This window comes from Sphingomonas tabacisoli (assembly GCF_042678385.1).
GTDB lineage: Bacteria > Pseudomonadota > Alphaproteobacteria > Sphingomonadales > Sphingomonadaceae > Sphingomonas_B > Sphingomonas_B tabacisoli.
Window position 1 is genome coordinate 1,985,604 of the sequence record NZ_JBHUDY010000001.1, and the last position, 11,471, is coordinate 1,997,074.

General features: G+C 66.8%; 12 protein-coding genes. 5 read left to right on the plus strand and 7 right to left on the minus strand.

Annotated elements, in window-relative coordinates; genetic code table 11:
- Positions 1-18 precede the first annotated feature (18 nt).
- From gltX to ACFSCW_RS10160, 3 genes are read left to right on the plus strand one after another with little or no spacing between them, the layout of a single operon-like run.
- Positions 19-1,464 (plus strand): glutamate--tRNA ligase, encoded by a 1,446-nt coding sequence (gltX, locus tag ACFSCW_RS10150; protein WP_380888878.1) that lies wholly within the window; start codon positions 19-21, stop codon positions 1,462-1,464.
- A gap of 2 nt (positions 1,465-1,466) precedes the next feature.
- Positions 1,467-2,750: a citrate synthase gene (gene gltA / locus ACFSCW_RS10155; RefSeq protein ID WP_380888880.1), complete on the plus strand. Its 1,284-nt coding sequence runs from the start codon at positions 1,467-1,469 to the stop codon at positions 2,748-2,750.
- The gene (locus ACFSCW_RS10160; protein WP_380888881.1) at positions 2,728-3,246 is read left to right on the plus strand and encodes a DUF3833 family protein; all 519 of its coding nucleotides are present in this window, start codon (positions 2,728-2,730) and stop codon (positions 3,244-3,246) included. Before gltA ends, ACFSCW_RS10160 begins: the two co-directional genes overlap by 23 nt.
- Here the strand turns inward: ACFSCW_RS10160 and ACFSCW_RS10165 are convergent.
- Positions 3,243-4,565 carry a sensor histidine kinase gene (locus ACFSCW_RS10165; protein ID WP_380888882.1) on the minus strand — a complete coding sequence of 441 codons (1,323 nt, stop codon included), beginning with the start codon at positions 4,563-4,565 and terminating at the stop codon, positions 3,243-3,245. The genes ACFSCW_RS10160 and ACFSCW_RS10165 overlap by 4 nt on opposite strands.
- Positions 4,562-5,638, minus strand: coding sequence for a DUF2336 domain-containing protein (locus tag ACFSCW_RS10170; protein ID WP_380888884.1), 1,077 nt, complete (start codon positions 5,636-5,638; stop codon positions 4,562-4,564). The genes ACFSCW_RS10165 and ACFSCW_RS10170 overlap by 4 nt, the downstream gene beginning before the upstream one ends.
- An 82-nt stretch (positions 5,639-5,720) precedes the next feature.
- Between ACFSCW_RS10170 and ACFSCW_RS10175 the strand changes: the two genes are divergently transcribed.
- Both ACFSCW_RS10175 and ACFSCW_RS10180 read left to right on the plus strand, forming a co-directional pair.
- A complete protein-coding gene (locus ACFSCW_RS10175) occupies positions 5,721-7,163 on the plus strand; it encodes an ABC transporter substrate-binding protein (RefSeq protein WP_380888885.1) in 1,443 nt (480 codons plus the stop codon).
- A gap of 48 nt (positions 7,164-7,211) precedes the next feature.
- Positions 7,212-7,652 carry a DUF4112 domain-containing protein gene (locus ACFSCW_RS10180; RefSeq protein ID WP_380888887.1) on the plus strand — a complete coding sequence of 147 codons (441 nt, stop codon included), beginning with the start codon at positions 7,212-7,214 and terminating at the stop codon, positions 7,650-7,652.
- Here the strand turns inward: ACFSCW_RS10180 and ACFSCW_RS10185 are convergent.
- The 5 genes from ACFSCW_RS10185 to ACFSCW_RS10205 form a co-directional block, all read right to left on the minus strand.
- The gene (locus tag ACFSCW_RS10185; RefSeq protein ID WP_380888889.1) at positions 7,633-7,935 is read right to left on the minus strand and encodes an I78 family peptidase inhibitor; all 303 of its coding nucleotides are present in this window, start codon (positions 7,933-7,935) and stop codon (positions 7,633-7,635) included. The two genes, ACFSCW_RS10180 and ACFSCW_RS10185, sit on opposite strands and share 20 nt — an antisense overlap.
- Positions 7,932-8,780: a carboxylating nicotinate-nucleotide diphosphorylase gene (nadC, locus tag ACFSCW_RS10190; RefSeq protein ID WP_380888891.1), complete on the minus strand. Its 849-nt coding sequence runs from the start codon at positions 8,778-8,780 to the stop codon at positions 7,932-7,934. Before nadC ends, ACFSCW_RS10185 begins: the two co-directional genes overlap by 4 nt.
- The gene (gene nadA / locus ACFSCW_RS10195) at positions 8,773-9,783 is read right to left on the minus strand and encodes a quinolinate synthase NadA (protein WP_380888892.1); all 1,011 of its coding nucleotides are present in this window, start codon (positions 9,781-9,783) and stop codon (positions 8,773-8,775) included. The genes nadC and nadA overlap by 8 nt, the downstream gene beginning before the upstream one ends.
- Before the next feature lie 137 nt (positions 9,784-9,920).
- Positions 9,921-10,598, minus strand: a complete 678-nt coding sequence (locus tag ACFSCW_RS10200; RefSeq protein ID WP_380888894.1) for a DUF4230 domain-containing protein — start codon at positions 10,596-10,598, stop codon at positions 9,921-9,923.
- Complete coding sequence (locus ACFSCW_RS10205; protein WP_380888896.1) at positions 10,595-11,452, minus strand: MBL fold metallo-hydrolase; 858 nt, start codon at positions 11,450-11,452, stop codon at positions 10,595-10,597. The genes ACFSCW_RS10200 and ACFSCW_RS10205 overlap by 4 nt, the downstream gene beginning before the upstream one ends.
- Between the last annotated feature and the right edge of the window lie 19 nt (positions 11,453-11,471).

Below are 11,471 nucleotides of genomic sequence, written 5' to 3' on the forward strand. Positions count from 1 at the left end.
CGTAGGGAGCTTCAGCGCGTGAGCGCAAGCAGCGTCGTCACCCGTTTTGCCCCCTCGCCGACCGGCTTCCTGCACATCGGCGGGGCCCGCACGGCGTTATTCAACCTGCTGTTCGCGCGGCATCACGGCGGCAAATTCCTGCTGCGCATCGAAGACACCGACAAGGCGCGCTCCACCCAGGAAGCGATCGACGCGATCCTGGACGGCATGACGTGGCTGGACCTGCATTGGGATGGCGAGGCCGTGTTCCAGTCGCAGCGCGCGGAACGCCATGTCGAAATCGCGAGCGCAATGCTCGAAAGCGGCCACGCCTATCGCTGCTATGCGACGCCCGAGGAATTGACGGAGTTGCGCGAGCAGCAGCGCGCGGCCAAGCAGCCGCTGCGCTACGACGGGCGCTGGCGCGACCGCACCGATTGGCCCGCCGATGCCCCCTATGCCGTCCGCCTGAAGGCTCCGCGCGAAGGCGAGACGGTGATCGACGATCTCGTCCAGGGCCGCGTCACCGTCCAGAATGCCGAGCTGGACGACATGATCCTGCTCCGCTCGGACGGCACGCCGACCTATATGCTCGCGGTCGTCGTCGACGATCACGACATGGGCGTCACCCACGTCATCCGCGGCGACGACCACCTGAACAACGCCTTCCGCCAGCTCGGCATCATCAAGGCGATGGGCTGGCCGGAGCCCGCCTATGCGCACATTCCGCTGATCCACGGCTCCGATGGCGCCAAGCTGTCGAAGCGCCACGGTGCGCTCGGCGTCGACGCCTATCGCGACGAGCTCGGCATTCTGCCCGAGGCGCTGTCCAACTATCTGCTCCGCCTCGGCTGGGGGCATGGCGACGCCGAGATCATCTCGCGCGAGCAGGCGATCGAATGGTTCGATATCGGCAGCGTCGGCCGCTCCCCATCGCGCTTCGATCTGAAGAAGCTCGAGAACCTCAACGGCCATTACTTGCGCGAGGCCGACGACACCCGCCTCGCCCGCCTCGTGGCGCCCCGCATCGCCCGGCTCATCGGTCGCGATCCGACGCCCGACGAGCAGGCGCTCCTCGCCCGCGCGATGCCGGAGCTGAAGCCGCGCGCGAAGAACCTGGACGAGATCGCCGACGGCGCCTTGTTCCTGTTCGCCAAACGCCCGCTCGCTATCGACGAGAAGGCCGCAGCGCTGCTAAAGGACGACGCGCTAACGCTCCTGGGGCAGACCCACGACGCACTCGCCACCGTTTCGGACTGGAACGCGGGCGCGATCGAAGAGGCGGTGCGAAAGGTTGCGGAGGAAGCCGGGATAGGTCTCGGAAAGGTCGCGCAGCCTTTGCGCGCCGCTCTGACAGGGCGGACGACCTCTCCGGGCATATTCGACGTGCTGGTTTTGTTGGGGCGTGAAGAATCGCTGGCTCGGCTGGCGGATGCGCGCAAGGAACGGGGCGGCGCGGCGGCGCACGCGATTGAGGAGCAATAACGATGGGTGACACGGCAAAGCTGGCGCTTGGGGGGAAAGAAGTCGAGTTTCCCGTGATGAGCGGGACCGTCGGCCCCGACGTCATCGATATCCGCAAGCTCTACGGACAGACCGGCGCGTTCACATATGACCCCGGCTTCACCTCGACCGGAAGCTGCGAGTCCAAGATCACCTATATCGACGGCGACGAAGGCGTGCTGCTGCATCGTGGCTACCCGATCGGCCAGCTTGCCGAGCAGTCGAGCTTCATGGAGGTCTGCTACCTGCTGCTGAACGGCGAGCTGCCGAACCAGGGCGAGCTCGACACTTTCACTCGCACGATCAGCCGCCACACCATGCTGCACGAACAGCTCGCGACCTTTTATCGCGGCTTCCGGCGCGACGCGCATCCGATGGCGGTCATGTGCGGCGTGGTCGGCGCGCTTTCCGCCTTCTATCACGATTCGACCGACATCACCGATCCCCAGCAGCGGATGATCGCCAGCCACCGGCTGATCGCCAAGATGCCGACGATCGCCGCGATGGCCTATAAATATGCCGTCGGTCAGCCGTTCCTCTATCCCGACAACTCGCTCAGCTATGCCGGCAATTTCCTGCGGATGACGTTCGGCGTCCCGGCCGAGCCTTATGAAGTCAATCCGATCGTCGAAAAGGCGATGGATCGCATCTTCATCCTCCACGCCGATCACGAGCAGAACGCCTCGACCTCGACGGTCCGCCTCGCGGGCTCGTCGGGCGCCAATCCGTTCGCGTGCATCGCGGCCGGCATCGCTTGCCTGTGGGGCCCGGCGCATGGCGGCGCCAACGAAGCCGCCCTCAACATGCTGCGCGAAATCGGTCGGCCCGAGCGCATCCCCGAATATATCGCCCGCGCCAAGGACAAGAACGATCCGTTCCGCCTGATGGGCTTCGGCCACCGCGTCTACAAGAACTACGATCCGCGGGCGACCGTGATGCAGAAGACGGTGCGCGAAGTGTTCGCCGCGCTGAAGGTCTCCGATCCGGTGTTCGACGTTGCGCTGCAGCTCGAGGAAATGGCACTGAACGACAGCTATTTCGTCGAGAAGAAGCTGTTCCCGAACGTCGATTTCTATTCGGGCGTGATCCTGTCGGCGATCGGCTTCCCGACCTCGATGTTCACTGCCCTGTTCGCGCTGGCCCGCACCGTCGGCTGGATCGCGCAGTGGAACGAGATGATCACCGATCCCGACCAGAAGATCGGCCGTCCGCGCCAGCTCTACACGGGCCCGACCCAGCGCGACTATGTCCCGATCGGCCAGCGCTAAGTTCGCCCTTCTCGCGCTTGCGCTGGTCGGCTGTTCGGCCGCGCAGCGCGGTGCGGAAATGGCGCGGCCGGAGCCGTTTTTCGACGTTGTCGCTTTCTTCAACGGCCGCACGATGGGCGACGGCCGGGTGAAAATCCTGTTCAGCAGCGCCGAGCGGCTGCGCGTCGACGGTCAGGGGCACAGGGACCCGGACGGCACGCTGGTGCTCGACCAGCAGGTCCGTCGCGGCGACCGGAAGATCCAGAGCCGGCAATGGCGGATGCGCCCGATCGGCGGCGGCCGCATCGCCGGCACCTTGTCCGATGCGTCGGGGCCGGTCAGCGGCGACGTTCGCGGCAATGTCCTACACCTCAGCTATCCGATGAAGGACGGCACCAAGGTGGAGCAATGGATCTACCTGCAGACCGGCGGACAACTGGCCGTCAATCGCATGAATATCAGCAAGTTCGGCCTGACCGTTGCCACCATCGATGAGGCGATCCGGAAACTGGATTAGGCGGCTGGCAGGCTCAGCGTGAAGCGGGCGCCCTGGCCGGACGCGCTGTCGAGCATGATCTCGCCGCCCATCGCACGCGCGAGGCGGCGAGCGATGTAGAGGCCCAGGCCGCTGCCGGTCCCATCGCCGGCTGGATCAAGCCGCGTGAATTTCTCGAACACGCGATCGTGATCGCCGCCGTCGATGCCCGGACCCTGGTCGGCGACGACGATGAGCGCCCGGCCCTGCTCCACCTCGGCGCGCAGCCAGATTTGCGCGTCTGGCGGCGAGTGGCGAACCGCGTTGCCGATCAGATTGACCAGGATTTGGACAACGCGCCCTTCGTCGCCGACCGCGGGCAGAACCTCGTCGGCCGCGGGCGGATCGATGCGAATGCCGCGTTCGGCTGCGCGCACTTTCAGCAAACCGCACGCGCGGCGGGCAAGGTCCGCCAGGTCGATGCGGTCGCCGCGCGGGCGGAAATCCTCCCGCTCGATCGCCTGCAGGTCGACCAGATCGCCGATCACACCAAGCAAGTGGCGCCCCGCGCTGGCGATGTCGTTCGCATATTCGGCATAGTCGCGGCGGATCGGTCCATCGACCTGCGCACCGATATTCTCTGCTTGATTGACGATGCGCGACAAAGGACCGCGCAACGCCTTTTCGAGCCGCGCACCGAAAGCATCGGGCGCCGGTGCATCTGGCCCCGTTGCCGCCGGCTCCGGATCGATGCGGAAGGCGCTTCCTCGATACCCGGCAAAGCGTCCGCCGCCATCAATCAGCGGCAGGCCGCTCAACCGCACGCGCTCACCCGTCTCGCGGACGACTGCTTCCTGGCCTTCGAAGCGCGCCCGCGTGGCGAGTGCTTCGAGGATCGGCAGGCCGTGGTCGCCCGAATCGACGAACTGGAACAGGCGGCTGATCGGCTGCCCGATCATTGCCTCGCCGGCTTCCGCGCCTACGGAGGTGATCTTCAGCGCCGGGTCGGTTTCCCAAAGCCAGTCGCCGCGCGACCGCATGAAATCATAGACGCGCTCGCCGCCGTCTTCCCCTTCGCGCGAGGGCCGGCGGGCCCAACCGCCGACAGAAAGCGCAACGCCATAATCGTCAGGCTTGGCTTCGACCCAGAGATCGAGATCGTCGCTTCCCTCGGCCGCGATTACACAACGCGAAACGAGTATGCCGAGCCGCTGCGCAAGCCGCGCCATCGTCGCAATCTGCGGAACGGCCACCGGCTGGCCGAGCGCCGAACCGGCCGATTCCTGCAGGCGACGAAGCGGCGGCTCGGCTTCGATCAGCCGGCCTTCGCGGTCGATGCGGCCATGCGCGAGACTGCTCATCGCTGCCGCCGCTCCCGCCCGATATCGGCGATCGCGTGCCGGAACGCCCGCTCGAGGCGCCAGGGCCGAACCGCGTCCTGCGCGGCAGCGACGTCGAGATCCAGAAAGTCGTTCACCCGCTCCTCGAGCTTGGCTTCGGAAAGACGGTTTATCGCGGCCATCTGGAGGAGAATAGGGGCGGCAACCTGCGTCGACGCGGCCACCGCGCGGAGCAGCACGGCCAGTGCGCCGATCCCGGGATCGGCGGCCAGCATGAAAGCGGACGCGAAGTCGATCCGCGCACGGACGGCGAGCAAAGCGACGAACAGGCTGAAACGGCCGGCGCGGAACAGCTCGAACAGCAAGGCATCGTCGCCGCCGATCGAGATCGCGACGCGCATCGCCGTCGCATCCAGCGTCTGCCCCTCGTCGTGTGTGCCGAGCTTGGTCGCAACGACCGAGGCCAGTGCTTCATCGCGAGCACCCGCTTCCAATGTGGTCGAGCGCTCCAGATAGTCGCGTAGTGCCGCTGCCCCCCACCAGAGCAGCTTGTGCAGCAGGTCGGCAGAGAGATCGCGGATCGTGACGTTCGGCTCGCCGTGGCTGCCCGTCCGGCGATTTTCCGCGACTTGCAGCGCGGCCTCGAGCTCCGGCGTCACGCCAAGCTGAATGACGGGCGCCGGCTCGGGATTGATCTGCGCCACACGGCGGATCGCCTGGGCAATGCGATGCTCCTCGGCGCGCGTCAGCAGCAGCGCTGCCAGCTCGCGGTCGCGCAACACGCCGGCGCGATCGAAGATCGGACGAATGATCGGGATGCGCGCCACGCCAAGAACGGGCGGGGCAGCGTCGCCGAACCGCGCGATCAGCCCAGCGCGTAGCTCGCGATCGATTTCCGTGACCAGCGAATCGAGCATGTTCGCCATCGCCGCCCGCTGGCTGTCGGTGGGCCTGACGAAATCGGGCAGGAACAGGTCGTTGAGCGCCGCCGTCAGCCGCGCATCGGCCTGACGCGCGACCTGTGCTGCTTCGGCGAGCAGCCGGTCAGGACCGGTGGGCGCGGCGTTGCCCCCATCGTGCGCAGTAAGAGCCATTTGCAAGGACTTAGGCGACACCGGTAAAGGACGCATTAAGGCAAAGCTTGGCGACGGCGCGGGACCGCCATACAGCTTGGGCATGACCCGCTGGCTGCTCCCCTTGCTGCTGCTGACCGCCTGCGGGCGCGCCGAAGACGAAGGTCCGATCCAGGTCAGCGCGATCGGCGGGCCGCCCCTTCTGGCCGACCCCAACCGCAAGCCGCTCGACACGCCGCAACGCGTGCTGCTGGGCGCGGTCGCGGAAACGCTGGTCGCCTATGACGAGGAAGGGCAGATCGGCCCAGCGCTGGCGCAGCGGTGGATCGTGACCAGCGATGGGCTCAGCACGATCTTTCGTCTGCGCAACGCCGAGTGGCCGAACGGCAAAGCTGTGACGTCCGAGGAAGTCGCACGGCGGGCGCGCGCGATCATTGCCCCGGTCAGCCGCAACACCCTGCGCGATGCGTTCGACTCGATCGAGGAGATCAATCCGACCACCCCCGACGTGATCGAATTCCGCCTGAGCACGCCCCGGCCGCCGCTGTTGGAACTGCTCGCCCAGCCCGAGGCAAGCATATTGTCGCGCGCAATGCTGGCGAGCGGGCCGTATCTCGTCCGCAGCCGCCACGGCGACACCGTGTCGTTGGCGCCGCGGACCAAGCCCGCCGAAGGCTCGCGCGACATCCCCCTTCCCGAAATCCGGCTGACGGGCGAGCGCAGCGCAAAGGCAGTGGCGCGGTTCATCGGCGGCGACAGCGACCTCGTGCTCGGCGGCACCTATCTGGACTGGCCGCTGGTCCAGACCGCCAGGCCGCAGGAGCGGACGATCCGTCTCGATCCAGCCGAGGGCCTGTTCGGGCTGTCGGTAGTCGAGAGCCAAGGCTGGCTTGGCGAGCCCGAGATGCGGCAACTGCTCGGCATGGTGATCGACCGGGATGCCCTGCTGAACGCGTTCAAGGCGCCCGGCTGGCAAGGCGTGCTGCCGATCCTGCCGCAACGCTATCGCTCCGCCGCCGATCCCGCCTACCCGCCCTGGGCCGTGTACGACATCAATGGCCGCGTCGCAGAGGCGCAGCGGCGCGTCGCCGCCTGGCGTTCGAACCACCCCGAGCCGCTTCAAGTCCGCCTCTATCTGCCGCCGGGACCGGGCAGCACGTTGCTCTACGGCCGGCTTGCGGCCGATTGGCGGCGGATCGGGATCGAGACGACCCGTTCCTCCGCCGAAGCGGCCGACCTGCGGCTGGTCGACGCGGTCGCACCCGCCGGCAGCGCGCTCTGGTATCTCGAAACGCTCGCTTGCCCGTCCGCTGACGCCTGCTCGGACGAAGCGATGGACGCGCTGCAGCGCGCCCGCAACGCGCAGTCCCTGCTGGAGCGCGGCGTCCAGCTCGCTACGGCCGACCGGTTGCTCGCCAATTCCGGTCTCTACGTGCCGCTCGCCCGCCCCCTGCGCTGGTCGCTGGTCTCTCCGCGCCTAAACCAATTCCGCGAGAATCCGCGGGCCTGGCACCCGCTGACGCACCTCGTTCGCAGCCGCCGCTAGCGAAACCGCTTTGCACTCCCCACGTTAAGTGTCGTGAAGGAGATGCCGATGGCCACGAATTTCCGCCGCGCTCAGGATCTTGCGCGCAGCCTGCCCGCGCTCAAGGACCCGCAAGGCGTCCGCCGCCGCGTGGAAGCGATGGAAGGTCTGCTCGAGCGGCTGGTGACCATTCCGGGCACCAAGCGTCAGCTCGGTCTCGACGTGATTCTCGACATCATTCCGGGTGTCGGCAGCGTCGCCGCCGGCGCGCTTGGCGCGTGGATGATCTGGGAAGCGCGCAACCTCGGCATGTCGAAATGGCAGATGACGCGGATGCTCGGCAATGTCGGCTTCGACACGCTGCTGGGCGCGATCCCCTGGGTCGGCGCGATTCCCGACTTCTTCTTCAAGTCGAACACTCGCAACCTGCGCATCATCAAGCGCCATCTCGACCGGCACCATCCGGCGACGGTCACGCTCGACGGAGGCGTCAGCCGCAGCGGACGCTGACGATCTTTCCGGCCTGGTCGAGCGCGATTGTCAGCCGGTCGGCCCGGATGTCCATCGTCACCATCTGGCCCGGCCGGACCACGCGCACGACCGCCGCGCCGCTTGCCTCACGCGCTTGATCGGCCGTGGCGTCGGTGAATGCCTGGCCGACCAGCTTCTGCAAATCCTCGGCGTCGCAGCCTTCCATGGCCGGCGGCGTAGCAAGTTTGGGCCGCGCCGTGCCAGTCTTCTCGGCGAAGCTCGGCCCAAGCATCAGCGCGGCTGCAAGTATCAACCTGATCATAAGCTCACGAAATCCAGTCCGATGTCGGCCGCCGGCGCGCTTTGCGTGATCCGGCCGACCGAAATGAAGTCGACGCCCGTCTCGGCGGTTGCCCGGATCGTCTCCAGCCGCACGCCGCCCGATGCTTCGGTCGGCACCCTGCCGCCAATCAGAGTGACCGCGCCGCGCAATACCGGCGGGTCCATATTGTCGAGGAGCAGCCGCGTAGCGCCCGCGGTCAAAGCCGGCTCGATCTGATCGACACGATCGACCTCGACGATGATCTCGGCGATGCCCGCGTCCTTCGCGCGTCGTACCGCCTCGCCGACGCCGCCGGCGACCGCGACATGATTGTCCTTGATCATCGCCGCATCCCACAGCCCCATGCGGTGATTGCGCGCGCCGCCCATCCGCGTCGCGTATTTCTCGAGCAGGCGCAGGCCGGGAATGGTCTTGCGCGTGTCGAGCAAAGTCGCGCCGGTGCCGGCGATCGCATCCACATAGCGCCGGGTTAGCGTCGCGATCCCCGACAGATGCTGAACGGTGTTGAGCGCCGACCGCTCCGCGGTGAGCATCGCCCGCGCCTTGCCCCGCAGACGCATCAGGTCGGTTCCGGCCGCGACCTGCTGGCCATCCTCTGCCAGCATCTCGATTTGGACGTCCGGATCGAGCTCGCGAAAGAATGCGGCGGCGATCGGCAGGCCCGCGACCGTGATCGCGTCCCGACTGTCCATCACGCCTTCGAAGCGCAAATCGGCGGGTATGACGGCATCCGACGTGATGTCGCCCGCCTCGCCCAGGTCTTCACCCAGGGTGGACTCGATGAATGCCTGAAGGTCGAAGCCTTCGATTGCGCCCCTAGTCACCGGTCACGCGCACCGGGCCAAGATCGCCCAGCCCAACCGTGCCGCTCGCCATCGCCAGCATGCGGTCGAGGCTAGTCTTCGCCTTCAGGCGAAGGTCTTCATCCAGTTCGATGCGCGGCTCCAGGTCGCGGAGCGCGACGTAGAGCTTCTCCATCGTGTTAAGCGCCATGTAGGGGCAGATGTTGCAGTTGCAGTTTCCGTCCGCGCCGGGCGCGCCGATGAAATTCTTGTCCGGCACCGCCTTCTGCATCTGGTGGATGATGTGCGGCTCGGTCGCGACGATCACCGTGTCGGCATCGGTCTTCTTGGCGAATTCGAGAATCGCACTGGTCGAGCCGACATAGTCGGCGTGGTCGAGCAGATGCGGCGGGCATTCGGGGTGCGCCGCGATCGGCGCATCCGGATGCTGGGCCTTCAGCTTCAGCAGCTCGGTTTCCGAAAACGCTTCGTGGACGATGCACACGCCCGGCCACAGCAGCAGCTCGCGCCCGGTCTTGCGCGCCAGATATCCGCCGAGATTCCGGTCCGGCCCGAAGATGATCTTCTGCTCTTTCGGTATCTGCATCAGGATTTTTTCGGCGGACGACGACGTGACGATCACGTCGCTCAGGGCTTTCACTGCCGCCGAGCAGTTGATGTAGGTCAGCGCGATGTGATCGGGGTGCTCGGCGCGGAAAGCGGCGAACCGCTCGGGCGGGCAGCTATCCTCGAGGCTGCAGCCCGCGTCCATGTCGGGCAGCACGACGATCTTCTCGGGCGACAGGATTTTCGCCGTCTCGGCCATGAAACGCACGCCACAAAAGGCGATCACGTCGGCGTTCGTCTCCTGCGCCTTGCGGCTCAGTTCCAGGCTGTCGCCAACGAAATCGGCCAAGTCCTGCAGTTCCGGCTTCTGGTAATAATGCGCAAGGATGACCGCGTTGCGCTCCTTGCGTAGCCGGTCGATTTCGGCCCTGAGATCGAGGCCGGCGAGCGTCCCGCCAATGCCGCTGCGTGCGTCCATTCTCGCTTTAAACTCCGTTCGGGCTGAGCTTGTCGAAGCCCTGCCCTTTCTTCAACGCATGAGAAAGAGAAAAGCAGGCCTTCGACAAGCTCAGGCTGAACGGAGATGGGAAGAGCTTTACTGCAAATCCACCCACCTTAGCGGTTGCCGACCACCTCGTTCATCGGCGTCGATCGATCCATTTGCTCCGGCGACCGCCCTTCCTCCGGAAAGCGCACGACGACGCGGGCATCGAGGCCGGCGGCGCGGAGCGGCAAGGCGAAATTGCGCTCGACGGCGCGGCGCGTCGCCTCCCGCGCGATCTGCATTGGGGTCGGCGCCTGCGCCTGGCGGAGCAGCTCGGCCTGCGCCGCCTTTCTGTTGGCCGCATCCAGCTGATCGCCGGCATTGGTCAGGCGCATCAGCAGGCCGCCGCCGTCATATTCGCGCACGGCGTTCAGATCGACTTGCGGACCCGCGATCTCGATCGACGGCAATGTGACGGTGAGTTCCCTGGCCGCGGCATCCCAGCTCAGATTCTGCGGGCCCAGCTTCCCGAGATCGACCTCATAGCGGACCGTGCCCGGCATGATCAGCGTCTTGCGCGCGGTCAGCCCCAGCCGGCTCTGCTCGGACGTCACCACCGCGACATAGCTGGCGACGAAGGTCGTCAAGCGGTTCTGCTCGCGCATGCCTTCGAGTGTCGACGAGACGATCGTCTCGGGATCGGGCGCGAATTTCGAGACGAGGTAGCTGCGCAGCACGAAGAATCCGCCGATCAGCAGGGCAAGCGCAACGGCGCCGCCGATCAGCGCGCTGCGGAGTTCGCGCGTCAAGCCGCGAGGCTCCAGTTCTCGCCTTGCTGCCGCGCGATGCCCCGGTCGCGCAGATCGATCAGATGCGCGAGCACCGAGCGCCCCGCCGCGCCGTGCAGGCGCGGGTCGATCCCCACATACATGCGCTCGACCATGGCCGGGATCGCGCCGACATCTTCCTTCAGCAGCCGCAGGATCTGCCCCTCGCGCTGCTTGCGATGGCCGGCCAGCCCGCGGACGAAGCGCTGCGGGTTCTCGATCGGATCGCCATGCGCGGGATAATAGATGCGATCGCTGCGCTGCATCAGCCGATCGAGGCTCGCCATATAGGCGGCCATGTCGCCGTCGGGAGGCGACACCACGGTCGTCGACCAGCCCATAACATGATCGCCGGTGAACAACGCGCCGCTTTCGTTCAGCGCGAAGCAGAGATGGTTGGAGGTGTGGCCGGGGGTCGCGACCGCCTCCAGCGTCCAGCCGGGGGCGGAGACCTGTTCGCCGTCGCTCAACACGCGATCCGGCGCGTAGGTGTCGTCGAACGAGGCATCGGCCCGGGGCCCCAGATCCTCCAGCACCAGAGGCGCGCAGCCGATCACCGGCGCGCCCGTTGCCGCCTTCAATGCCGGCGCGGCGGGGCTATGGTCGCGGTGGGTGTGGGTGCACAGGATTGCGACGACCGTCTCGTCGCGGACGGCCGCGATCAGCGCTTCGATATGGGCGGGCTCGTCCGGCCCGGGATCGATCACCGCAACTTCGCCGCGGCCGACGATATAGGTCTGCGTGCCGGTGTAGGTGAACGGCCCCGGGTTGGCCGCCAGCACGCGGCGGACCAGCGGCTCCAGTTCGACGACTTGTCCCGTAGGCAGCGTGCTCATGGGCGGGAGCGATGAAGCC